This window comes from Cupriavidus oxalaticus, assembly GCF_004768545.1.
Classification (GTDB): domain Bacteria; phylum Pseudomonadota; class Gammaproteobacteria; order Burkholderiales; family Burkholderiaceae; genus Cupriavidus; species Cupriavidus oxalaticus_A.
Map to the genome: position 1 here is coordinate 563,096 of NZ_CP038635.1, position 24,287 is coordinate 587,382.

At 67.5% G+C, this 24,287-nt stretch carries 20 protein-coding genes; 9 read left to right on the top strand and 11 right to left on the bottom strand.

Features of this window, described 5'->3' with window-relative positions:
* The first annotated feature begins 153 nt into the window (after positions 1–153).
* Positions 154–1,173 (top strand): Bug family tripartite tricarboxylate transporter substrate binding protein, encoded by a 1,020-nt coding sequence (locus tag E0W60_RS13435; RefSeq protein ID WP_133094212.1) that lies wholly within the window; start codon positions 154–156, stop codon positions 1,171–1,173.
* 132 nt (positions 1,174–1,305) lie between these two features.
* Here E0W60_RS13435 and E0W60_RS13440 read toward each other — a convergent pair whose 3' ends face one another.
* Together E0W60_RS13440 and E0W60_RS13445 are read right to left on the bottom strand one after the other, a co-directional pair.
* Entirely contained in the window at positions 1,306–2,442 is a 1,137-nt protein-coding gene (locus tag E0W60_RS13440) for a helix-turn-helix transcriptional regulator (protein WP_133093813.1), read from the bottom strand.
* Between the two features lie 104 nt (positions 2,443–2,546).
* The gene (locus E0W60_RS13445; protein WP_135704542.1) at positions 2,547–3,653 is read right to left on the bottom strand and encodes a helix-turn-helix transcriptional regulator; all 1,107 of its coding nucleotides are present in this window, start codon (positions 3,651–3,653) and stop codon (positions 2,547–2,549) included.
* 370 nt (positions 3,654–4,023) lie between these two features.
* On the opposite strand from E0W60_RS13445, the gene E0W60_RS13450 reads away from it, so the two are divergent.
* From E0W60_RS13450 to E0W60_RS13480, 7 genes are all read left to right on the top strand, one after another.
* A complete protein-coding gene (locus E0W60_RS13450; RefSeq protein ID WP_135704544.1) occupies positions 4,024–5,220 on the top strand; it encodes a phosphoglycerate kinase in 1,197 nt (398 codons plus the stop codon).
* Positions 5,221–5,279: 59 nt separating this feature from the next.
* Positions 5,280–6,716, top strand: a complete 1,437-nt coding sequence (pyk, locus tag E0W60_RS13455; RefSeq protein WP_133093816.1) for a pyruvate kinase — start codon at positions 5,280–5,282, stop codon at positions 6,714–6,716.
* A 50-nt stretch (positions 6,717–6,766) separates the two neighbouring features.
* Complete coding sequence (gene fba, locus E0W60_RS13460) at positions 6,767–7,831, top strand: class II fructose-bisphosphate aldolase (RefSeq protein ID WP_133093817.1); 1,065 nt, start codon at positions 6,767–6,769, stop codon at positions 7,829–7,831.
* 104 nt (positions 7,832–7,935) lie between these two features.
* Positions 7,936–8,844, top strand: a complete 909-nt coding sequence (locus E0W60_RS13465; protein WP_133093818.1) for a phosphoribosylaminoimidazolesuccinocarboxamide synthase — start codon at positions 7,936–7,938, stop codon at positions 8,842–8,844.
* An 85-nt stretch (positions 8,845–8,929) separates the two neighbouring features.
* Positions 8,930–9,427 (top strand): 5-(carboxyamino)imidazole ribonucleotide mutase, encoded by a 498-nt coding sequence (purE, locus tag E0W60_RS13470; RefSeq protein ID WP_135704546.1) that lies wholly within the window; start codon positions 8,930–8,932, stop codon positions 9,425–9,427.
* Between the two features lie 41 nt (positions 9,428–9,468).
* The gene (locus E0W60_RS13475) at positions 9,469–10,713 is read left to right on the top strand and encodes a 5-(carboxyamino)imidazole ribonucleotide synthase (RefSeq protein ID WP_133093820.1); all 1,245 of its coding nucleotides are present in this window, start codon (positions 9,469–9,471) and stop codon (positions 10,711–10,713) included.
* Positions 10,714–10,726: 13 nt separating this feature from the next.
* A complete protein-coding gene (locus E0W60_RS13480) occupies positions 10,727–11,716 on the top strand; it encodes an L-threonylcarbamoyladenylate synthase (RefSeq protein WP_133093821.1) in 990 nt (329 codons plus the stop codon).
* A gap of 36 nt (positions 11,717–11,752) precedes the next feature.
* Here E0W60_RS13480 and E0W60_RS13485 read toward each other — a convergent pair whose 3' ends face one another.
* The 7 genes from E0W60_RS13485 to E0W60_RS13515 form a co-directional block, all read right to left on the bottom strand.
* Positions 11,753–12,076: an AzlD domain-containing protein gene (locus E0W60_RS13485; protein ID WP_135704548.1), complete on the bottom strand. Its 324-nt coding sequence runs from the start codon at positions 12,074–12,076 to the stop codon at positions 11,753–11,755.
* A complete protein-coding gene (locus E0W60_RS13490; RefSeq protein WP_135704549.1) occupies positions 12,073–12,888 on the bottom strand; it encodes an AzlC family ABC transporter permease in 816 nt (271 codons plus the stop codon). Before E0W60_RS13490 ends, E0W60_RS13485 begins: the two co-directional genes overlap by 4 nt.
* 191 nt (positions 12,889–13,079) lie before the next feature.
* The gene (dacB, locus tag E0W60_RS13495; protein ID WP_135704552.1) at positions 13,080–14,705 is read right to left on the bottom strand and encodes a D-alanyl-D-alanine carboxypeptidase/D-alanyl-D-alanine endopeptidase; all 1,626 of its coding nucleotides are present in this window, start codon (positions 14,703–14,705) and stop codon (positions 13,080–13,082) included.
* A gap of 44 nt (positions 14,706–14,749) precedes the next feature.
* Complete coding sequence (locus tag E0W60_RS13500; RefSeq protein WP_135704554.1) at positions 14,750–15,352, bottom strand: MarR family winged helix-turn-helix transcriptional regulator; 603 nt, start codon at positions 15,350–15,352, stop codon at positions 14,750–14,752.
* A complete protein-coding gene (locus E0W60_RS13505) occupies positions 15,349–16,518 on the bottom strand; it encodes an ABC transporter substrate-binding protein (protein ID WP_133093826.1) in 1,170 nt (389 codons plus the stop codon). Before E0W60_RS13505 ends, E0W60_RS13500 begins: the two co-directional genes overlap by 4 nt.
* 52 nt (positions 16,519–16,570) lie before the next feature.
* Positions 16,571–17,824 carry a flavin-dependent oxidoreductase gene (locus E0W60_RS13510; protein WP_135704556.1) on the bottom strand — a complete coding sequence of 418 codons (1,254 nt, stop codon included), beginning with the start codon at positions 17,822–17,824 and terminating at the stop codon, positions 16,571–16,573.
* A 137-nt stretch (positions 17,825–17,961) separates the two neighbouring features.
* Positions 17,962–18,417 carry a PACE efflux transporter gene (locus tag E0W60_RS13515; protein ID WP_133093828.1) on the bottom strand — a complete coding sequence of 152 codons (456 nt, stop codon included), beginning with the start codon at positions 18,415–18,417 and terminating at the stop codon, positions 17,962–17,964.
* 113 nt (positions 18,418–18,530) lie between these two features.
* Between E0W60_RS13515 and E0W60_RS13520 the strand changes: the two genes are divergently transcribed.
* Positions 18,531–19,433 (top strand): LysR family transcriptional regulator, encoded by a 903-nt coding sequence (locus E0W60_RS13520; RefSeq protein WP_133093829.1) that lies wholly within the window; start codon positions 18,531–18,533, stop codon positions 19,431–19,433.
* On the opposite strand, the gene E0W60_RS13525 is transcribed toward E0W60_RS13520, so the two are convergent.
* Together E0W60_RS13525 and E0W60_RS13530 are read right to left on the bottom strand one after the other, a co-directional pair.
* On the bottom strand, positions 19,430–20,971 hold the full coding sequence (locus E0W60_RS13525; RefSeq protein WP_240745924.1) for an efflux transporter outer membrane subunit: 1,542 nt from the start codon (positions 20,969–20,971) through the stop codon (positions 19,430–19,432). The genes E0W60_RS13520 and E0W60_RS13525 overlap by 4 nt on opposite strands.
* A 17-nt stretch (positions 20,972–20,988) precedes the next feature.
* Positions 20,989–24,285, bottom strand: coding sequence for an efflux RND transporter permease subunit (locus tag E0W60_RS13530; protein WP_135704558.1), 3,297 nt, complete (start codon positions 24,283–24,285; stop codon positions 20,989–20,991).
* Positions 24,286–24,287: the final 2 nt, after the last annotated feature.

The window sequence follows — 24,287 nt, forward strand, 5'->3', positions numbered from 1 at the left end:
CGCGCCCACCATATACTTCCAGGGCATACCTTCAAGCGAACTGGTTCGTTTGGTTTTGGCAGGATCCTTGCTATCTTGTGGCGCTGCCCGGGGCCCAGACCCCGGCAGCCCTCTTGTGCTGACTTTACTGACGGTGCCCCCATGCCCACCCCCATGCCCATCTCGTTCCGCCTGCCGCGCTTGTCCTTCCGTTCCGCTTTCCGCCTGGCCGCAGGCATGGCCGCCCTGTGCGCCGCCGCTGCCGTGAGCGCGCCCGCCCAGGCCCAGGGCGAGTGGCCGACGCAGCCGGTGACCATCCTGATGGGTTTCACCGCCGGCTCCGGCGTCGACATGGTGGGCCGCGCGCTGCAGGAATCGCTGCAGAAGTCGCTCAAGACCACGATCATCTATGACTACCGGCCGGGCGCCGGCGGCAACGTTGCCTCCGAGGTGGTGGCGCACGCCAAGCCGGACGGCTATACGCTGCTGCTTGGCACCGCGGCGACGCACGGCATCAACCCGGCGCTGTACAAGAACCTGCCATTCGACGCCGAAGCCGATTTCACGCCGGTGGCGCCGCTGGTCGAAGTGTCCAACGTGCTGACCGTCAACCCGGCCGTGATCGACGTGAAGACGGTGAAGGAATTCATCGAGAAGGTGAAGGCCAATCCAGGCAAGTACAACTATGCCTCGACCGGCAACGGCACCGGCACGCACCTGGCTTTCGCCGAATTCAATGCCCGCGCGGGCCTGGACATGACCCACGTACCGTACAAGGGCGGCCCCGATGCGCTGCAGGCCGTGCTCAAGGGCGAGGTCTGCTGCATCTTCAACCAGGTGCAGAGCGTGCTGCCGCAATACCGCGCCGGCAAGGTGCGGCTGCTGGGCGTGACCACCAGCAAGCGCGTGCCGGTGATTCCGGACGTGCCGACCATTGCCGAGAGCGGCGTCGCTGGCTACAACAGCACCATCTGGTTCGGCTTCTTCGGTCCCAAGGGGCTGGATCCGAAGATCGCACGCAAGCTCAACGACGCGGTCAAGGTTGCGCTGGAAACCCCGTCGATCCGGCAGAAGCTGGTCGATGCCGGCAATACGCCGCGGATCGAGTCGGTGGAGCAGTTCAAGGCAACCGTCAAGGCCGACCGGCAGAAGTGGGCGGGGGTGGTGAAGACGGTGGGGGCTTCGATCGACTGAGGTTGCGACTGAGGTTGCATAAGGGGCTTCACTTCGTTGAGGCTCCGGCCCTCACCCCCGCCCCTCTCCCGCAGGCGGGAGAGGGGGGCAAACAGGCGGCCGGTGACAGGTTTGCGGCCTAACCCCTAACCCCTAAGCCCTGACGCCCAACCTCGTCAGCAAATGCGCCAACTGGGCCTGCGTCCCAGTGGCAGTCTTGTTGAAAATCGCCTTCAACTGCGTCCTGCCGGTCTCCCGCCGGATCCCGATCTGCTCGCAAGCCTCGGGCAGCCCCATCCCGGTCGACAGCTGCAGCGCCAAGCGCGTTTCCGCCGGCGTCAGCCCGTACAAGTCCCGCAGCACGGCCGGCAATGTCATCGGCGCGACTCCCGGTTCATGGATCGCCACCAGCACGCTGGGCCGCTGCCAGTCCATCGACAGCTGATGCGCCGGCGGCAAGGGCAACAAGATAATCTGCGCCTGCCGCCCGCCGTTATCCACCGCCCGCAGCGCCTGCGCCGGCTGCGGATTGCCCGGATCGCACGCGGCCTTCAATGCTTCGGCAAACGGCCGCGACAGCCGCCATTCTTCAGCCCGGCCGCTTGCCGCCGAAATCGCCGCCGACACCGCCGCCGACACCGCTGGCAGCAGCCGCCGCACCCACGCCTCTCCCGTACTGTTGGCAAGCAGCGTCTTGCCATCGTCCCGCAACACGATCACCCCAAACGGCAGCCGTTCCAGCAACTGGCTCGACGCATGCGCCAGCGCCGACACCTGGTGCGTGCGGTCGCGCAGCGCCATGGCGTGGCGCACATGCGGAATCGCCCAGTCGAGCGCGCGCGCGTCCTCGGGCGAATACTGGTTGCCGCCCAGCGGCCGCTGCAGCGACAGGAACACTTCATAGTGCGGCTTGCGCTCGATCAGGCAGGCCATCACCGACGATTGCTCGAACTGGTGCAGGAAGTCGCCATAGAAAGGCGAGTGTCGCATCGCCTGCGCACCCAGTTCGCGCGAATCGATATACCAGCTGCCCACCGACATGCGCTGGGCGAAGGGCAGGGCCGGATCGATGGTTTCGTAGTATTCGCTGTAGGCGGCCACCGCTTCGGGCACGGGATTGACCACCTGGTTCACCAGCACGCGTTCGTGGACGGTATCGCGCACCAGCAGCAGCGCATGCGAGCTGTCGCTGGCCTGGCAAAGCGCACCCAGGCTGCGGCGCCAGGCATCGGCGTCGAAGATCCCCTCGTACAGCGCGCGGATGGTTTCATGCATCGGCGTGTCGCTCATGGTTTTTCTTCTTTCTTCTTTTTCGTACTTTTGGTACTTCCTTCGCGCGGCTGTGCCAGGGCTGCCGGTGTGTTGCCGGCCGGCGTACCGCGCGAGGGTGGAATTCAGGCCCCTTCCAGTGCCGCGCCCAGCCGCGAAAGCAGGTGGGTGAGCTGGGCCTGGCTGTTGGTGCCGGTCTTGTTGAAGACGGCCTTGAGCTGCGTGCGCGCCGTTTCATGGCGGATGTTCAGCTGCTGGCTGGCTTCGGGCAGGCCCTGGCCACCGGCGAGCCGGGTCGCCAGCCGCGTTTCCGCCGGCGTCAGGCCGTACAGGTCGCGCAGCACCGGAGCCAGCAACAGCGGCGCGTTGTCGTGCTCGTGCACCACCACCAGCGCCGCCGGCTCCTGCCACTGCGCGGCAAAGGCGTGCGAGGGCGGCAGCGGCAGCACGATCACCTGCGCGCTGCTGCCGTTGCCGTCGGTGGCGCGCGCGGCCTGGGCGGCCACCGCGCGCTGCGGATCGCAAGCCGCGGCCAGCATTTCGCCGAACGGGCGTGACAGGGTCCAGTCAGAGACCTTGCCCGCCGGGTCCAGGCGCCGCACCCAGCGTTCGCCGGCGCGGTTGCCCAGCAGCACCTGGCGCTGCGGCGAAAACACCAGCAGCGCGAAGTTGAGCCGCTCCACCAGCTGCGACGACAGCCGCGCCAGCACCGTCAGGCCCAGCGTGCGGTCGCGCATGGCCATGGCGCTGCGCATATGCGGGATGATCCAGTCCATGCCGCGGGTGTCGTCGGTCGAGAACAGCGGCTGCGTGCGTCCGCGCTGCATCGAGAAATAGACTTCGTAGTGCGGCTGGCGCGCGACCAGGCATGCCACGTACGAGCGCAGGTCATAGCGGTGAAAGAAATCGCGGTAGAACGGGTGGCGCGCCATGGCGCCTTCGCCCAGCTCGCGCGCGTCGACGTACCACGCGCCGGGCTGCAGCCGCGGTGCGAACTGCTTGGCCGGGTCGATGGTCTGGAAATCCGATTCGTACTCGGTGAACAACTCCACCACCGGATTGACAATTTCATTGACGGTGACCTGGTCGCGTACCGTGTCCCAGACCATCATCGAGGCGTGCGCCGATCCGGCCATATCGGTCAGGGTGCGCAGGCTCTGCTGCCACGCACCGGGATCGAGAATGCCCTCGTACAAGCCACGGATCGCTCCGTGCATGTCGGCTTCTTTCATCTGATTACCCCCTGCATTCGCGACAAGACAATGCGCGGCGCCGGCTGTGCGCCCACGCGCACGCCGGCCTGCCTTTTTGTTATCCGCCTGGTGTTGTCCTGGCCGTTTTGCTGGACCGGCTCTGGTGTCAGTGCGTGTCTGTTTAAGCAGACGTTGCATACATTACCGCACTCGGGGGATCAGGGGGACATTCCCCGGCCCCTTCTTTCGTGGGGAGGCAGGGAATCGGTCAGCCCGGCAAGGAACCGTATTGTGCGTGCTGGCGCACATTGCAAAACCATTGCGACCCGGAATCGCCAAAGCGTCGACCGCGATCAGGTAAAATCCCGTTTTCCCGATTTTTCAGCGAAATCTCGCGCCTTTCACCGTCATGACCACTGTCCTGCGTCTTTCCGATCTGATTTCCCAAGGCAAAATCTCCGGCAAGCGGGTGTTTATCCGCGCCGACCTGAACGTGCCGCAGGACGACGCCGGCAATATCACCGAGGACACCCGCATCCGCGCCTCGGTGCCCGCGATCGAGGCCTGCCTGGCCGCCGGCGCAGCGGTGATGGTCACCTCCCACCTGGGCCGCCCGACCGAAGGCGAGTTTAAGCCGGAAGACTCGCTGGCGCCGATCGCCACGCGCCTGTCCGAGCTGCTGGGCAAGCCGGTCAAGCTGGTGCAGAACTGGGTCGACGGCGTCGAGGTCGCGCCCGGCCAGGTGGTGCTGCTGGAAAACTGCCGCGTGAACAAGGGCGAGAAGAAGAACAGCGACGAGCTGGCCCAGAAGATGGCCAAGCTCTGTGACGTATATGTAAACGACGCCTTCGGCACCGCGCACCGCGCCGAGGCCACCACCCATGGCATCGCCAGGTATGCCCCGATCGCCTGTGCCGGCCCGCTGCTGGCCGCCGAGATCGACGCGCTGGGCAAGGCGCTGGGCCAGCCGGCGCGTCCGCTGGTGGCGATCGTGGCCGGCTCCAAGGTTTCGACCAAGCTGACCATCCTGAAGTCGCTGGCCGACAAGGTCGACAACCTGGTCGTCGGCGGCGGCATCGCCAACACCTTCATGCTGGCCGCCGGCCTGAAGATCGGCAAGTCGCTGGCCGAAGCCGACCTGGTCGGCGATGCCAGGGCCATCATCGATATCATGGCCAGGCGCGGCGCCTCGGTGCCCATTCCCGTCGACGTGGTCTGCGCCAAGGAATTCAGCGCGACCGCCGCGGCCACCGTCAAGGATGTGAAGGATGTGGCCGACGACGACATGATCCTGGACATCGGCCCCCAAACCGCCGCGTTGCTGGCCGAGCAGTTGAAGGCCGCCGGTACCATCGTCTGGAACGGCCCGGTGGGCGTGTTCGAATTCGACCAGTTCGGCAACGGCACCAAGGTGCTGGCGCAGGCTATCGCCGAATCCAAGGCCTTCTCGATCGCCGGCGGCGGCGACACGCTGGCCGCCATCGCCAAGTACGGCATTGCCGACCGCGTGGGCTACATCTCCACCGGCGGCGGCGCGTTCCTGGAATTCCTGGAAGGCAAGAAGCTGCCCGCCTTTGAAGTGCTGGAACAGCGCGCAGCAGGCTGAAGCATCCGCCGGGCCTGGCGCCGTGCCGGGCCCCCGTCCTTCACCAAGGAAACCCGCGCATGACCCGTTCCACCAAGATCGTCGCCACCATCGGCCCCGCTTCCAGCTCGCTGGAGATCCTGACGCGCATGATTGCCGCGGGGGTCGACGTGGTGCGGCTGAATTTCTCGCACGGCAGCGCGCAGGACCATATCGACCGCGCACGCCTGGTGCGCGAGGCCGCGCAGGCGTGCGGCCGCGAAGTCGCGATCATGGCCGACCTGCAGGGCCCCAAGATCCGCGTCGGCAAGTTCGAGCATGGCAAGATCACGCTCAAGCCGGGCGACCCCTTTGTCCTCGATTCCGCCTGCCAGCTCGGCAACGAAGAACGCGTCGGCCTGGACTACCAGGACCTGCCGCGCGATGTCGGCCCGGGCGACCTGCTGCTGCTCAACGACGGCCTGATCGTGCTGGTGGTGGACCGGGTGCTGGGCACCGAGATCTTTACCACCGTGCGCATCGGCGGTGATTTGTCCAACAACAAGGGCATCAACCGCCAGGGTGGCGGCCTGTCGGCGCCGGCATTGACGGCCAAGGACATGGACGACATCAAGACCGCCATGGCCCTGGGCGCGGATTACGTCGCGGTCAGCTTCCCCAAGAACGCGACCGACATGGAAATGGCGCGCCAGCTGGCCGCCGTGGCCGGCCAGCCGCACGGCCACAAGGCCCGCATGATCGCCAAGATCGAGCGCGCCGAGGCCATCCACCCGGGCGTGCTGGAAGAAATCCTGCAGGCGTCCGACGGCATCATGGTGGCGCGCGGCGACCTCGCCGTTGAAGTCGGCAACGCTGCCGTGCCCGCGCTGCAGAAGCGCATGATCAAGCTGGCGCGCGAAGCCAACAAGCTCACCATCACCGCGACGCAGATGATGGAAAGCATGATCGTCAACCCGGTGCCGACGCGCGCCGAAGTGTCGGACGTGGCCAACGCCGTGCTGGACGGCACCGACGCGGTGATGCTGTCGGCCGAGACCGCCGCCGGGCGCTACCCGGTCGAGACCGTCGAGGCCATGGCCGCGGTCTGCATCGAGGCCGAGAAGTCCGAGGTGGTGCAGCTCGACACCGACTTCCTGAACCAGACCTTCTCGCGCATCGACCAGTCGGTGGCGATGGGTGCGCTGTTCACCGCCTATCATTTGCAGGTGAAGGCGATTGCCGCGCTGACCGATTCCGGCGCCACCGCACTGTGGATGAGCCGTCACCGCATCCATGTGCCGATCTACGCCATGACGCCCAACCTGGCCTCGCAGCGCAAGATGCAGCTGTACCGCAACGTGGTGCCGCTGCCGCTGCAATCCAGCGCCGACCGCGACACCGCGCTGGAGCAGGCCGAAGAGCTGCTGCTGGCGCAGGGCGTGGTGCAGCGCGGCGATTTCATCGTGCTGACCATCGGCGAGCCGATGGGGCAGCCGGGCGGAACCAACACCCTGAAGATCGTCAGGGTGGGGCATTGAGCGCCGACAGAAAAATACAGAGACATCCCATTTTTATTTAGGAGTTAGACATGCCACTCGTTTCGATGCGCCAGCTGCTGGACCACGCAGCCGAGAACAGCTACGGCCTGCCGGCCTTCAACGTGAACAACCTCGAGCAAGTGCAGGCCATCATGCAGGCGGCCGACGAGGTCAACGCTCCGGTGATCATGCAAGCCTCGGCCGGCGCCCGCAAATACGCCGGCGAGCATTTCCTGCGCCACCTGATCGAAGCCGCGGTTGAGGCTTATCCCCATATTCCGGTGGTGATGCACCAGGACCACGGCCAGTCGCCGGCGATCTGCCAGGGCGCGATCGACCTGGGCTTCTCGTCGGTGATGATGGACGGCTCGCTGCGCGAAGACGGCAAGACCCCGGCCGAGTACGACTACAACATCGACGTCACCCGCAAGGTGGTGGCACTGGCCCACGCCGTCGGCGTGACCGTGGAAGGCGAACTGGGCTGCCTGGGCTCGCTGGAAACCGGTGAGGCCGGCGAAGAAGACGGCATCGGCGCCGAAGGCGTGCTGGACCACTCCATGCTGCTGACCGATCCGGAGCAGGCCGCCGACTTCGTCAAGGCCACCCAGCTGGACGCACTGGCCATCGCCATCGGCACCTCGCACGGCGCGTACAAGTTCACCCGCAAGCCCACCGGCGACATCCTGGCGATCAGCCGCATCAAGGAAATCCACGCCCGCATCCCCAACACCCACCTGGTGATGCACGGCTCGTCGTCCGTTCCGCAAGAACTGCTGGAAGAAATCCGCAAGTTCGGCGGCGACATGAAGGAAACCTACGGCGTGCCGGTCGAGGAAATCCAGGAAGCCATCAAGTATGGCGTGCGCAAGATCAACATCGATACCGACATCCGCCTGGCCATGACCGGCGCGATCCGTCGCTTCTTTGTCGAGAACCCGAGCAAGTTCGACCCGCGCGAATACCTGAAGCCGGCCCGCGAAGCCGCCAAGCAAGTGTGCAAGGCGCGCTACATCGCTTTCGGCTGCGAAGGCCAGGCCAGCAAGATCAAGCCGGTCACGCTGGTCGACGTCGCGCAGCAGTACAAGTCGGGCAAGCTGGCGCAGGTCGTGCAGTAATTGTCCCGTGTCCGCCTTCCGCGCAAGTGGAAGGCGGATCGCAGTTCCGGCCGCCGCGGCACGCATGTTGCGCCCGGCGGCTTCGCCGTTTTATCGGAACCATCATGTCCAACGCTCTCTACCAGTCCTCCATCAACTCGCTGCCGCTGCTGGGCCACGGCAAGGTGCGCGACAACTACGCCGTCGGCAATGACAAGCTGCTGATCGTCACCACCGACCGCCTGTCGGCGTTCGACGTCATCATGGGCGAGCCGATCCCCGACAAGGGCCGCGTGCTGAACCAGATGGCCGACTTCTGGTTCAAGAAGCTGGCGCACATCGTGCCGAACCATGAGACCGGCATCGCGCCCGAAACCGTGGTCGCGCCGGAGGAAGTGGAGCAGGTCAAGGGCCGCGCCGTGGTGGTCAAGCGCCTGAAGCCGATCCTGGTCGAAGCCGTGGTGCGCGGCTACCTCGCGGGCAGCGGCTGGAAGGACTACCAGGCCACCGGCAAGGTGTGCGGCATCGCGCTGCCGGCCGGCCTGCAGAATTCGCAGAAGCTGCCCGAGCCGATCTTCACCCCGGCCGCCAAGGCCGAGATGGGCGAGCACGACGAGAACATCTCGTTCGCCGAGGTCGAGGCCCGCATCGGCATCGCGCTGGCGCGCCAGATGCGCGAGATCTCGATCCGCCTGTACAAGGAAGCGGCCGAATTTGCCGCCACGCGCGGCATCATCATCGCCGACACCAAGTTCGAGTTCGGCCTGGACGACAACGGCGTGCTGACGCTGATGGACGAAGTGCTGACCGCCGATTCGTCGCGCTTCTGGCCGGCCGATTCGTACCAGGTGGGCACCAACCCGCCGTCGTTCGACAAGCAGTTCGTGCGCGACTGGCTGGAAGCGGTGCGCATCGACGGCAAGCCGTGGCCCAAGACCGCGCCGGCGCCGCAGCTGCCGGATGACGTGATCGAGAAGACCGCGGCGAAGTATCGTGAGGCGCTGACGCGCCTGACGGGCGAAGAGCTGAAGTAATTTCGTTGCCACCGGCTTTTCAAAAGCCAATGGTGTTCCCCCCTCCCGCAAGCGGGAGAGGGGAGCAAACAAGCAAGGATCAAACGTGAGCAAGCAAGACAAGCCGCTGGTCGGCGTCGTGATGGGCAGCAGTTCCGACTGGGACGTGATGCAGCACGCGGTGGCCATGCTGAAGGATTTCGGCGTGCCGTTCGAAGCCCAGGTGGTGTCCGCGCACCGCATGGCCGACGACATGTTCCGCTATGCCGAGACCGCGCGCAGCCGCGGCATCCGCGCCATCATCGCCGGCGCCGGCGGTGCCGCGCACCTGCCGGGCATGATCGCCGCCAAGACCATCGTGCCGGTGTTCGGCGTGCCCGTGCCGTCGAAGTACCTGCGCGGCGAGGATTCGCTGCTGTCGATCGTGCAGATGCCCAAGGGCGTGCCGGTCGCCACCTTCGCCATCGGTGAAGCGGGCGCCGCCAATGCCGCGCTGCATGCCATCGCCACGCTGGCGACCACCGACGACGCCCTGGCCGACGCGCTGGAAGCCTTCCGCGCCAAGCAGACCGAAGCCGCGCGCGCCATGACTTTGCCGCTGTAATGCTGCCGCAGTAATTCTCCGGACCCACACGGAACCGAGCAATGCCGACCGATATCCATCCCTACCTCTCCGAAGCCCACACGCCGGAATCGCGCGCCGAATTCGGCGTCGACCGTCCCGACGCGCCCATCCTGCCCGGCGCGTGGCTGGGCATGCTGGGCGGCGGCCAGCTCGGCCGCATGTTCACGCATGCGGCGCAGGCGATGGGCTATCGCGTATGCGTGCTCGATCCCGACCAGGACAGCCCGGCGGGCGCGGTGGCCGACAAGCATATCTGCGCCCAGTACACCGACGAGGCCGCGCTGGCCGAGATGGCCAAGCTGTGCCAGGCGGTGAGCACCGAGTTCGAGAACGTGCCGTCGCTGTCGCTGGACCGCCTGGAGCAACTGGGTTCGTTTGTCGCGCCGCGCGGCTACTGCGTCTCGATCGCGCAGAACCGCATCGGCGAGAAGAAGTTCTTTGCCGCCTGCGCCGAGCGCACCGGCGTGCCGACGGCCCCGCACTGGGTGATCCAGCACGACGCCGATGTCGACCAGCTGCCCGACCACGTGCTGCCCGGCATCCTCAAGACCGCGCGCATGGGCTACGACGGCAAGGGCCAGGCCCGCGTGAAGACGCGCGACGACGTGCGTGCCGCATGGAAGGCGATGCAGCACGTGCCGTGCGTGCTGGAACGGATGCTGCCGCTGGCCTATGAAGTCTCGGTACTGGCCGCGCGCGCCGCGGACGGTTCCACCGCGACCTGGCCGCTGGCCGAAAACGTGCACCGCGACGGCATCCTGTTCTCGACGCAAATGCCGTCGACCAGCGTCTCGCACGAGATCGCCGACCGCGCCCGCGCCGCGGCTGCCGCCATCGCCACGGAAATGGGCTATGTCGGCGTGCTGTGCATCGAGTTCTTCGTGCTGACCGACGGTTCGCTGGTCGCCAACGAAATGGCGCCGCGCCCGCACAACTCGGGCCACATCACCATGGATGCGTGCGAGACCAGCCAGTTCGAGCAGCAGGTGCGCGCCATGGCCCGCCTGCCGCTGGGCAGCACGCGCCAGCACTCGGCCGGCAAGATGCTGAACCTGCTGGGCGATGTGTGGTTCGAGTTCGGGCTGGAACGCACCCCCGCGTGGGACGAGGTGGTGGCGCAGCCGGGCGCCAAGCTGCACCTGTACGGCAAGAACGATGCGCGCCCGTCGCGCAAGATGGGCCACGTCAACTGCATCGGCGAGCATGCCGAGGCAGCCGACGCTGCCTTTACCGCCGCCGCGCAGGCACTGCATATCCCGCTCTGACGCAAGGAACACGATGTCGCCGCGCACGCCCACGGCTGCTGAACTCGATGAAGCCGTCCGCCTGCTCGAGGCGGGGCAACTGGTCGCTTTCCCGACCGAGACGGTCTACGGGCTGGGCGCCGATGCCGAGAATCCCGAGGCGGTCGGCCGCATCTTCGCGCTGAAGGGACGGCCGTCCAACCACCCGGTGATCGTGCATGTGGTCGACGGCGCCGATATCAGCTACTGGACCGACGAGGTTCCGGAAGCCGCGCAGAAGCTGATCGATGCATTCTGGCCGGGGCCGCTGACGCTGATCCTGAAGCGCGCTTCGCATATCGATGCCGCGGTGGCGGGCGGGCAGGACAGCATCGGCTTGCGCTGCCCGTCGCATCCGGTGGCGCAGGCGCTGCTGGCGCGCTTCAAGCGCGGTCGCGGCGGTATTGCGGCGCCTTCGGCAAACAAGTTCGGGCAGGTCAGCCCGACCACCGCGCAGCATGTGCGCGAAGAGTTCGGCGACGCGGTCTATGTGCTGGAAGGCGATGGGGTAGAGGTCGGGATCGAATCGACCATCGTCGATCTGTCGCGCCTGGACGCCGGCGTCGGGCCGGTCCTGTTGCGTCCCGGTGCCATCACGGTCGGAATGCTGGCGCAGGTGCTGGGCGAAGCGCCGATGCCGCCCGATGCTGCCGCGCCACGCGCATCAGGCACCCTGAAGGCGCACTACGCTCCGCACACGCCCTTGTTGCTGGCGGATGCGCAGGCGGCTGCCGCGCGGCTTGCCGCTCTGCCTGCGGCTGCGCGTGTGGCCTGGGTGGGACGAGCGCCGCTGGCGGATCAGCGCTGCACCTGGGTGCAGGCGCCCGCGGATGCTGCCGCGTATGCGCAGGAGCTGTATCGGTTGTTGCGCAAGCTCGACAAGCAGGGCTATTCGCAGCTGGTGTTCGAGACGTTGCCTGAAGGGCAGGATTGGGCCGGGGTGCGGGATCGGCTGGAGCGGGCGGCTGCGGCGTTTGGTGGCTGAAGCGGGTTCCGGCTGGCATTTCCAATGCGCCAGTCCTCAACCCAACAACCGCAACACCGTATAAACCGCCATCCCCACAGCAATCATCCCCACCATCCGCCGCGTCAGCAGGTAGAACGCGGTGGCCACCACCCCTGCCACCAGCTTGTAGTTCGACAGCGCCACGGTGAAATGCCCCTGCCAGGTCATCAGGTCCGGCAGGATGATCGCCGCCAGCGCCGCTGCGGGCGCATAACGCAGGGCCCGCTGGATGCGGTCAGGCACCGACACGTGCTCGCCGGCCATCAGGAACAACGCGCGCGTCAGCACCGTGACCACCGCCATGCCAACCAGCGCGATCCAGATCTCGGCATGGCTCATGCGCGGTCTCCTGGCGGTGCGTCAGCCGCATTGCCAATCGGCGGGGACTTGCGCTTGCGGATACCCCGCAGCGTAGCCCGCGCCGCCAGTTCATCGGTCGCCATGCCCGCAGCAATCGCACCGACCACCGCCACCACCAGCCCGAGCCGGTACGGCAGGTCAAAGCACAACAACGCCAACACCGCCGAAATCACCACAGCCATCAGCGTCGAGCGCGAATTGATGGTGGCGATCATCACCGGGATCAGCGCCATCGTGCCCGCCAGCCCCAGCCCCCAGCTGTCCGGGAACAGGCTCGCCAGCACGATGCCGAGGATCGACGACACCTGCCACATCGCAAAGTTGGTCAGCGCCATGCCCCAGAAGTAGCCTTCCTTGCCAGGCTCATAGCCCGGCGTCGAATACTTCTGCAGGAAGTAGACGAAGTGCAGGTCGCCGTTGAAGAACCCCAGCACCGTGCGCCGCGCCAGTGTCAGGTAGCTGAAGTGCGGCTGCATGGCGGCGCTGAAGATGACGAAGCGCAGGTTCACCATGGCCGCGGTCAGCCAGATGGTCCACAGCGGCAGCCCGGCGGCGAACAACGGCAGCACCGCCAGCTGCGCCGAGCCGGCATAGACCAGCAGCGACATGCCGATGGCTTCGGGCACGGTCAGCACCGACTTGCTCATCGCGACGCCGGTCACCAGCCCCCAGGAAAACACCGCGGGAAGGGAGGGGGCAAAGCGGCGTACGCCGGCCATGAAGCCGTCGCGTTCGGCGGGTGCGAAGCGATGCCAGAAGCGCAACCACACCGAGGGTTGTCGGGAAGTCATGTCAGAGGAAAGGGGGCAATGCAGGCCCGGCGCCGGGGGCTGGCCCGGAAAGCTGCCGCCGCAGGACGCGGCCGGCACCCTGGCATTATAGGGTCGGAACGCATCCTGGTAAGTGGGCGCTTAACAAAATGCCGCGCCGGCGTTGGCGGCAGGCCACGCGGGGTGGCCGATCCGCCAATGCCGGCGCAATCTCAGGGCGCGCCGCGATACACCCATTGCATCAGCGCGTCGTGCGCCTCCCGCGCCTGCGAGGCGTTGGGGTGGTTGATCATGCTCACCAGCACGTAGCGGCTGCCGTCTTCCGCGTCGACATAGCCGGCCAGCGCACGCACGTCGGCCAGCGTGCCGGTCTTGAGGTAGCCGCTGCCGGCCGCATTGGCGCCGGTCATCCGGTTGCGCAGCGTGCCGTCGACGCCCAGCACCGGCAGCGAATCGACCAGCGCCGGGCCCACGCTGCTGGCCGCCGCCTGCTGCAGCAGGCGCGCCATGTCGTAGGCGCTGATGCGTTCCTCGCGCGACAGTCCGGAGCCGTTGTCCAGCACCAGCCCGGGCATGTCCAGCCCCTGCTTCGCGAGCCAGCGCCGCACCACGCGGATCGAGCGCTCGGGGCTGGCCGGGCCGCCGCGGTCGAGCTCGGCGCCGATGGTCAGGAACAGCTGGCGCGCCATCACGTTGTTGGAGAACTTGTTGATGTCGCGCACGATGTCGGACAGCGGCAGGCCATAGTGGCGCGCCAGCAGCACCGCGCCGCGCGGCACCTTGCCGCTGCGCAACGCGGGCAGGCGGGTAAAACGCCCGCCGGCGCGCTGCCATTCGGCGACAAAGCCGCCCCAGGTGAATTCCGCGTGCGACAGCGTGGCGATATTGAGCACGTGCTCGCCGCAGTCGCTCGAATAGTCACCGGCGAACGATGCCAGCACGGTGCCGTCGGCCTGCGGCTGCACGCTGGGGGTGGCGCGGCTTTGCCAGTCGCCGCAGCGGCCGTTGGTCAACGCCAGCTGGTTGTCGAGCTTGACTTGCGCCAGCTCCGGCGTGACGCTGACCGCCACCGTCTGCGTGACGGGATCCGGCGTCAGCGTGAACGACAGCGTCTTGAAGGCATAGAGCAGGGCATCGGGGCCGACGTTGTAGGCGCGCTGCACTTCGCCGTCGATGGTGCCGTTGCCGTCCAGGCCATCGGCAAAGTAGCTGCGGTCCAGCACCAGGTCGCCGTTGATGGCGGTGGCGCCGCCGGCGCGGGCGCTGGCGACCAGCTTGGCCATTTCCTCCGGCACCAGCTTGGGATCGCCGCGGCCCCGCAGGTAGACATTGCCGTTGACGGTGCCGTCGAAGCCGGGCTGCGCGTCGGCGTAGAGCGCGGTCTGCCAGCGGTAGTCGGGTCCCAGCAGCTGCAGGCCGGCGAAGGTCGTGACCAGCTTCATGGTCGAGGCCGGATTCATCGGCTGCTGCGCGTTCCAGCTGGTGCGCGCGCTGGGTGCGCCCAGCTTGACTACGTAGAAGCTCGCGGCCGAAGCCGGCACGCCGGCGCGGCGCAGGGCCGCGGCCACTTGCGCCGGCACGCCGGCCCGCACCAGGCCGGCATCGGCGGAAGGCGTGGCCTTTGCCGCCTTGCCGGCAATCTGGTCCTTCTGTGCTTTCGCGCTTTTCTGGACCTTCTGGGATTTCTGTACCTTGGCCGGCGGCCTGGCCAGCGCCGGCGCGATGACGGGCCCACCGGCCATCAGCAAGGCGGCGGCAAGAAGAGGCGACAGGCGGCGCAGCAGCGCGCCAGTTCGCGATGCGGTACGCGTGGCGGTTGTTCTTGGCATGGCGGCCATGTTAACGCATGGCAAGCGCCTGCCGGATGACAGCAGCGTGGCGCTCAGCCCGCGCGCGGCGGCGCCAGCCGGGACAGCAGCGATTTCAGCGTGGCCTGGTCGCTGTCGGACAGCGCGCTGCCCACATGCGCGTCATGCTCGACCACCGCGCGGGTGGCAGCGTCCAGCGTCTTGCGGCCCGACGGCGTCAGCACCAGGCTGTAGGCGCGCCGGTCGCCCGCCGCCGGGCGGCGCGCGACCAGATTCATCTCTTCCAGCGCATCGACCAGCAGCACCGCACCCGAGCGCGCGATGCCCAGGATGCGCGCCAGCTCGGTCAGCTTCAGGTGCGGATTGCGCGAGATGATCACCAGTGCCGAGAAGCGCGGCGGGGTGATCTGCCATTGCGACAGTGACAGCACGAAATCCTCGTAGATGCGGATCTGCGCGCGGCGGATGGCGTAGCCGATCAGGCTGTCGAGCACGCCATAGTCGATATTGGGCACATGCGGATCGAAGCCGGCGTCGGCCACCGCCGGATCCGGCGCAAGCGGCTCGCGCGGCTTGCGCCGCGCGCTGGCGGTGTGCGAGCTGCCAGTCTTGCCTGCCGCGGCGGGTGCGTCGGGTGCACCGGATGCACGGGATGCACTGGATGCGTTAGGGATCATTGCAGTAGTTTCCAGTTGCCGTTGTCGATTGTCAGCATAACGCGGCCGCGCTGGTCAAAGCCATAGTGGTCTTGCCCACTGTAATTGAGCACGCCGTGCGACACCACGATGTCCTTTTCGCTCTCCAGCGCCTGGCGCAGCGCCTGGCGGAAGGCCGGCGTTCCCGGTTTGGCGCTTTTCAGCGCCACCGGCACGATCCGCTCCAGCACCAGTCCGGCATCGTAGGCATGCGCGCCGAACTGCGTGCGCGATTCGGCGCCATATTGCTTCTCGTAGCGGGTGACGTAGTCGAGTCCCGGCTTGCGCACCGGGTCGCCGGCTGGCAGCTGCTCCGGCACGATCACCGGGCCCGCCGGCAGGATCGCGCCATTGACCAGGCGTCCGCCGATGCGGATCAGGTCCTTGGTGGCGGCGCCGTGGGTCTGGTAGATGGCGCCGCCGTAGCCGCGCTCGCGCAGCGTGGTATGCGGCAGCGCCGCACCGGTGCCGGCGCCGGCGATCAGGATGGCGTCGGGCTTGGCGGCGATCAGCTTGATGGCCTGCGCGGTCACGCTGGTATCGGCGCGGCCATAGCGTTCGGTGGCGATCAGGCGCAGGCCGTTGGCGGTGGCGGCGGCGGTGAAATCCTTCAGCCAGGTCTCGCCATAGGCGTCGGCAAAGCCGATAAAGCCGATGGTCTTGACGCCTCTGGTCTTGGCGGTGGCGGCGACGGCGTTGGCCATCAGCCGCACCGGCTGCGCCAGCCGGAAGGTCCAGGCGCCCCGGCCGGGCTTGAGCTCGATCGGCGAGAAGGCAAGCTGGACGGTCTGGCTTTCCTCGGCGACCTCGGCAATGGCGATCGACGGGGCGACCGCGGATGAGCCGAGGATGATATCGACCTTGTCTTCGGAGACGAAGCGGCGCGCGACCTTGGCGCCCTGGGTGGGATCGGAGGCATCGTCCAGCACGATGTAGCGGACGGCCTCGCCGCCGATCTTCTGCGGCAGGTACGGCATCGAGTTCTTCTGCGGGATGCCGAGCGAAGCGGACGGCCCCGTCGTCGACAGGCTGACGCCGACGGTAATGTCGGCCAGTGCGGCGTTGGCGGCGAAAGCGAGGGCGGCGGCCAGCGTCAGGTGGGTGAGGCGGGTGAGCCGGGTGATCGGGGTGAGGTTCAGGGGCGCCATGTTGTCTCCTCTTGATGGTTTATTTTTGGTTGTGGCCTGGCGGACCGCGACGCTATCGCCCGCCCTGCATCGACTGCCGGTCGAACCCCGCCAGCTGCTTGTACCGCAGCGAAATCGCCTCCAGCTCGGCGCGTGGGATCACCTGCCCGATATCGTTGAACCCCTGCGGCGCGCGTTCCTCCGCCAGCTGCATCACCTGCTCCGGCCCGTTCATGCGGTTGCGCAGCACGATGCCCGCGGTGCGCGGCAGGCGCTCGGCCTCGTATTCGCGCAGCGCGTAAGGCGTATCTTGCGTGCCCAGCAGGCTGTCGACGAGGTAGCGCGCATCCAGGATCGCCTGCGCGCTGCCGTTCGAGCCGATCGGGTACATCGGGTGTGCGGCATCGCCGAGCAGCGTGACGCGGTCGAAGGTCCAGCGCGGCAGCGGGTCCTTGTCGACCATCGGGAATTCGTAGATCGCCGCCGCACCATCGATCAGCGCGGGAATGTCGATCCAGTCCCACTGCCAGCCGGCAAACTGCGCGCGGAACACCGACTTGTCGACCTGCTTGTTCCAGTCGCTGCGCGGCGGCGTGTCAGGCACGCTGTCGGGCACACGCAACTCTGCGATCCAGTTGACCAGCGAGCGACCCTGCCGGCGCATCGGCTCGGAGATGGGATAGGCGACGAACTTCTGGTCCTGGTGGCCGGCCATGAACATCGAGCGTCCGTCGAGGTAGGCGGGCGCCTCCGTGACCGCGCGCCACAGCATGCGGCGCGAGAAGCGCGGTGCATCGCCGGTGGCGTAGAAGTGGTGGCGCACCGCGGAGTGGATGCCATCGGCGCCGACCAGCACGTCGGCGCTGGCTTCCACCTCGGCGCCATCGCCGCGGCGGCGCAGCACGAAACGCGCCGGCCCGCGCGCGCCGGTATCGAGCACGGTCTCGAACGCATGCCCGGTGTGGACCGCATCGGCACCCAGCCGCTCGACCACGGTGCGATGCAGCAGCATCTGGAACTCGCCGCGATGGATCGAGAACTGCGGCCAGTCGTAGCCCGCCGCCAGCCCGCGCGGTTCGTGCCAGATGCGCTGGCCCAGCTTGTTGTAGTAGGAGAGCGACGAGGTCTCGATCGCAAGCTCGGCCAGCGCGTCGCGCAGGCCGAGCTCGGACAGGATGCGTACCGCGTGCGGCAGCAGGTTGATGCCCACGCCCAGCGGGCGCAGCGATTCGCTGGCTTCCCAGACTTCGGCGTCGATGCCGTGGCGGTGGCACAGCAGCGCCAGCGTCAGCCCGCCGATGCCGCCGCCGGCGATTGCGATCTTCATGTTGTCTCCCCGCTTGCGGCGCGCAGCTGCGCACCCGGTCCGTCGAATTTTGTTATTGAGTATAACAATTCGCGTCCGCACGGCAAGGCGGGGAAACACCCCGGAGTGCCTGCTCCGGGGTCAGGAAAAACCCGGCCTCAGCCGGCCGCAGCGCCGTCCGGCCGGGCGGCAGCGTGCTTCAGGGACGGCACCGGGAACACGATGTCGTACAGCCAGTTGTACACCAGCGCGTAGACCATGTAGAAGACGGCCACGGCGATATCCATGATCAGCGCATCGAGCAGGCTGATATTCAGGTACCACGCCAGCGCCGGCAGGAAGACCACCAGCAGGCCCACCTCGAACAGGATGGCGTGCAGCACCCGCACCACGACCGACTTGCGCAGCTGGCCGGTCCAACGCAGCATGGCCTTGTCGAACAGCAGGTTGTACAGGTAGTTCCAGCCGGTCGCGATCAGCGACGCGACCGCGCCGATCAGGCCCATCTGGTGCAGCTCGTAGCCGAAGGCCCAGCTGGCCAGCGGCGCGAAGATCAGCAGGCCGACAACCTCGAAGCCAACGGCGTGGCGGATCCGGTCGCGGGTAGTGCGCATGATTTTCCTCCTGCGAGGCAATAATTCAGACCCGGCCAAGTCTATCTGCTTTGCAGGGATTGCCAAGTTGGATACTATCGTCAGAACCGATAGATGTCGCAGAAGGGCGCCGTATGAGTCTCTCACTGGAGCAACTCCAGGCTTTCGTCGCTGCCGCCGAGGCGGGTTCTTTTTCCGCCGCCGCGCGCCGGCTCGGCAAGGCCCAGTCAGTGGTGAGCGCCGCCGTGTCGAACCTGGAGATCGATGTCGGCAACGCGCTGTTCGACCGCGCCGGCCGCTATCCCGTGCTGACCCCGGCCGGCGAGCGGCTGCTGGCGGAAGCGCGCGTGATCCTGGAACGCTGCGAGCACTTCCGCGGCGTGGCCAAGAGCCTGGGCGAGGGCGTGGAGACGCGGCTGGTGCTCGCCGTCGACGAGCTCTACCCGGAGGAAACGCTGGGCCAGCTGCTCGAAGCGTTCTCCGGCCGTTTCCCGGCGGTCGAGCTGGAAGTGCTGTTCCCCTTGATGGAAGACGTGAGCCGGCTGGTGCTCGAGGGCGGCGCCGATCTCGGCATCATGTGGCGGCAGGAGGTGCTGCCGCCCGAACTGGGTTTCCATGCGTTGGGCTGGATGCCGATGCAGATCCTGTGTGCGCCCGACCATCCGCTGGCGTCGCAGCGCGTGGACTGGGAAGAGCTGAAGCGCTACCGCCAGCTGATGGTCGCCACGCGTACCGACAGCGAAGAGAAGATGCGCCTGCGCGTGGCGGCGGATGTGTGGTGGGTGGAGAGCCAGTGGGTCATCGTCGAGCTGGTCAAGCGCGGGCTCGGCTGGGCGTTCGTGCCGTGGCACGTGGTGGCCAACTCGCCGGCCGCGGCGCAGCTGGTGTCGCCGCCGCTGGCGTTCCAGCAGCAGGACTGGCCGGTGGCGATGGAACTGGTGTGGCACAAGCAGCGGCCGCTGGGCAAGGCCGCCACCTGGCTGCGCGAGCGCATCTGCGCGCAGCCGTTGCCGAATGCGCCGCAGCGCGGCGCCTAGCGCTGGCCGACTGTGGTGGCGGGTGCGGCGCCGGCGGGCCTGCTGCCGGTGGCGCCTTCCAGCGCCTGCTGATGCCAGTTGCCGCCCAGCGCCTTGATCAGCACCACGGCCGCCGTGTACTGGCGCCCGGCAATCGACAGCGCGGTGCGCTCGGCGGTGTAGGCGGCGGTCTGCGCGGTCAGCACGTCGAGCAGGCCCGCGGTGCCGGCGCGGTAGCGGTTGTTGACCAGCACCAGCGCCTCGCGCGCGGAGCGCAGCGCGTCGTTCTGCACCACCGCTTCCTGCTCCAGCAGCCGCTGCGCGGCAAGGTTGTCTTCGACTTCCTGGAACGCGGACAGCACGGTCTGGCGGTAATTGGCGACGGTCTGGTCGTAGGCGGCCACGGCCTGCGCCTTGGCCGCGCTGCGCAGGCCGCCGTCGAACAGCGTGCCGGCCAGCCCGCCGCCGATCGACCAGATGCGGTCCGGCAGCGACATCCAGCGCGCCAGCGTGCTGGCGGTCAGGCCGCCGCTGGCCGACAGCGACAGCGTCGGGTAGTAGGCCGCCTGCGCCACGCCGATCTGCGCATTGGCGGACGCCATGCGGCGCTCGGCAGCGCCGATGTCGGGCCGGCGCTCCAGCAGTTCCGATGGCACCGCGCCCGGCACGCGCGGCGGGGCCTGGCGGAAATCGTCCGCGGCCAGCGACAGCGCCGCGGGCGGCTTGCCGACCAGCACGGCAATGGCGTGCTCCAGCTGCGCGCGCGTGATCTGGATGTCGATCTGCTGCGCCTGCGCGCTCTTGAGCTGGGTCTCCGACTGCAGCACGTCTGAGCGTTGCGCGGTGCCGGCGGCGTACTGGTTCTGCACCAGCTGCAGCGACTTCTGGTAATCGGCCACGGTGCGGTCGAGCAGCGCCTTCTGCGCATCGGCCACGCGCAGCAGGAAATAGCTCTGCGCCAGTGTCGCCTGCGTCGACAGCAGCGTCGATGCCAGGTCGGCCTGGCTTGCCTGCACGCTGGCTTCGCTGCTTTCCACCTGGCGGCGCACGCGGCCCCACACGTCGATCTCCCAGGTCGCGCCCAGCGTCAGGCTCTGCCCGTTGAGCGTATTGCCGCTGGCGCCGCGCGCGCGCGACGCACCGGCCTGCGCATCGACGACCGGGAAGAAGCCGGCACGCGCCGCCTGCAGCGCGGCCACGGCCTGGCGGTACTGCGCCTCGGCCGCCTTGATGTTCTGGTTGGAGATCTGCACTTGCGGCATCAGCGTGTCGAGCTGCGGATCGCCGAAGACCGTCCACCAGTCGGCACGCGTGATGGCATCCTGCGGCTCGGCGGTTTTCCAGTCGCCGCGCCAGGCATTGGCATCGGCTGTGGTATCGGCATCGGCATTGGTACCGGCGGCTTCCTTGAAAGCTTCCGGCACCGGCGCATCGGGACGCTTGTAGTCGGGACCCACCGCGCAGCCGGCCAGCAGCAACGCGCACGCCAGCGGCAGCGGCAGGGCATGGGTCAGCAATCGGCTAAACACAGCGCTAAACACAGGGTGAAACACAGTCATGTGGAATCTCTGTAAATTCAGACGGCGGCCGGCTGGTCAGGCGTGCCGCCGCGGCGGCGCTGGCGCCAGGCCTTGACCTTCAGGCGCCAGCGGTCCAGCGTCAGGTAGACCACTGGCGTGGTGTACAGCGTCAGCAGCTGGCTCACCACCAGGCCGCCGACAATCGAGATGCCCAGCGGCGCGCGCAGCTCGGCGCCGTCGCCGCGGCCGATCGCCAGCGGCACCGCGCCCAGCAGCGCGGCCATGGTCGTCATCAGGATCGGGCGGAAACGCAGCAGGCAGGCGCGGTAGATGGCTTCGCGCGGCGACAGCCCGTCGCGGCGCTCGGCGTCGATGGCGAAGTCGATCATCATGATCGCGTTCTTCTTTACGATGCCGATCAGCAGGATCACGCCGATCAGCGCGATGATGCTGAAGTCCGTCCTCGACGCCATCAGCGCCAGCAGCGCGCCCACGCCCGCCGACGGCAGCGTCGACAGGATGGTGAGCGGGTGGACATAGCTTTCATACAGCACGCCCAGCACGATGTAGATGGTGATCAGCGCCGCCAGGATCAGGATCGGCTGGCTCTTGAGCGAGTCCTGGAACGCCTTGGCGCCGCCCTGGAAGTTGGCGCGCAGCGTTTCCGGCACGCCGATGCGCGCCATCTCGCGGTTGATCGCATCGGTCGCCTGCGACAGCGAGGTCCCCTCCGACAGGTTGAACGAGATCGTCGATGCCGCGAACTGCCCCTGGTGGTTCACGCCCAGCGGCGTGCTGGTCGGGATCACGCTCGCGAAGGCAGACAGCGGCACGCGGTTGCCGTTGCCGGTGACGACGTAGATGTCCTTGAGCGCGTTCGGGCCCTGCAGGTACTCGGGGCTCAGCTCCATCACCACGCGGTACTGGTTGAGCGGATGGTAGATGGTCGACACCAGCCGCTGGCCGAAGGCGTTGTTCAGCACCGCATCCACCTGCTGCGCGGTCACGCCCAGGCGCGACGCCGTATCGCGGTCGATGATCACCGAGGTCTGCAGCCCCTTGTCGTTGGTGTCGGTGTCGATGTCCTCCAGCCCCTTCAGGTTGGACAGCGCCGCGCGCACCTTGGGCTCCCACGTGCGCAGCACTTCGAGGTCGTCGGACTGCAGCGTGAACTGGTACTGCGAGCTGCTCTGCCGCCCGCCGATGCGGATGTCCTGCACCGGCTGCAGGAACAGGCTCGCACCGGGCTCCTTGGCCAGCTTGCCGCGCAGCCGCGCGATGATGGCGTCGGCGGACTCCTTGCGCTCCGCCAGCGGCTTGAGCGTGACGAACATCTGGCCGGTGTTGCGCTGCGAGCCGCCGGTAAAGCCGGTCACGTTTTCAACTGCCGGATCCGACTGCACAATCCTGATAAAGCTGTCGAGCTTGCCGCGCATGGCCTGGAACGAGGTGGCCTGGTCGGCGCGGATAAAGCCGATCAGCCGGCCCGTGTCCTGCTGCGGGAAGAAGCCCTTGGGCACGATCACGTACAGGTACACGTTGAGCGCGATGGTGGCGATCAGCACCAGCCACACCAGCGGGCTGAAGCGCAGCGCGGTCGACAGCGAACGCGCATAGCCATCGTGCAGCCACCGGAACATGCGCTCGGTGGCGCGGAAGAAGCGTCCCTGCTGCTCCGGTTCCGCCGGCCGCAGCATGCGCGCGCACATCATCGGCGTGGTGGTCAGCGACACCACCAGCGACACCAGGATCGCCACCGACAGCGTGATCGCGAACTCCTGGAACAGGCGCCCGACGATGCCGCCCATCATCAGCAGCGGAATGAACACCGCGATCAGCGACAGGCTCATCGACAGCACCGTGAAGCCGACCTCGCGCGCGCCACGCAGCGCGGCGGCCAGCGGCTTCATGCCCTCCTCGATATGGCGCGAAATGTTCTCCAGCACCACGATGGCATCGTCGACCACGAAGCCGGTGGCAATGGTCAGCGCCATCAGCGACAGGTTGTTCAGCGAGAACCCGGCCAGGTACATCACCGTGAAGGTGCCGATCAGCGAGACCGGCACCGCCACGCTGGGGATCAGCGTCGCGCGCACGTTGCGCAGGAAGATGAACACCACCATGATCACCAGCGCCACCGAGATCATCAGCGTGTGCTCGACCTCGCGCAGCGAGGCGCGGATGGTGGGGGTGCGGTCCATCATCACGTCCATCGAGATCGCCGCCGGGATCATCTTCTGCAGGTTCGGCAGCATCTCGCGCACGCGGTCGACGGTCTCGATGATATTGGCGCCGGGCGAGCGGTTCAGCACCAGCAGCACCGACGGCTTGCCGTTGGCCGAGCCCGCGTTGCGGATGTCCTGCACCGAATCGACCACGTTGGCCACGTCGCGCAGCCGCACCGGCACCGCGAACGAATTCGGCCCGCTGGTGGCACTGGTGCCCCCGGTGGCGCCGCTGGTGATGGTTGTGGTGCCGCTGCTGGTGGTCAGCGTGGTCACGGTGACGCCGTTGACCACCTTGGTGCTGACGCCGCCGCTGGCGGTCGCATTGGCGGTGCTGGCGATCAGCGCGCCCGCCGACGCCGACGAGTAGGTGCCCGGCGTAGCGTAGCGGATGATCAGCGGCATGTAGTCTTCCGCCTTCATCATCTGGTCGTTGGCGTAGACCTGCCAGTTGTTGCTGGCGTTTTCCAGCGTGCCGAGCGGCCGGTTGGCGTTGGTCGCGCTGATGGTGTTGCGCACGTCCTCCAGCGAGATGCCGTAGTTGTTCAGCGCGGTCGGGTTCAGTTCGACCCGCACCGCCGGCAAGGAGGCGCCGCCAATGGTGACCTGCCCCACGCCTTCCACCTGCGACAGCTTCTGCGCCAGGATGGTCGAGGCCGCATCGTAGAGCTGTCCGCGCGTCATCGTCGGCGAGGTCAGCGCGATGATCATGATCGGCGCGTCGGCGGGGTTGACCTTGCGGTAGGTCGGGTTGTTGGGCAGGCTGGTCGGCAGCGTCGCGCGCGAAGCGTTGATCGCGGCCTGCACGTCGCGCGCGGCGCCGTCGATATTGCGCGACAGGTCGAACTGCAGCGTCACGCGGGTCGAGCCGAGCGAGCTGCTGGAGGTGATTTCGGTCACGCCGGCGATGGTACCGAGCGCGCGCTCCAGCGGCGTCGCCACGGTGGCGGCCATCGTTTCCGGGCTGGCGCCAGGGAGCGACGCCGATACCGAGATGGTCGGGAAGTCCACCTGCGGCAGCGGCGACACCGGCAGCAGCCGCAGTGCCGCGAGCCCGGCCAGCAGGATGCCGAGCGTGAGCAGCGCGGTCGCGACCGGGCGATGGATAAAGGCAGCCGAAAGATTCATTG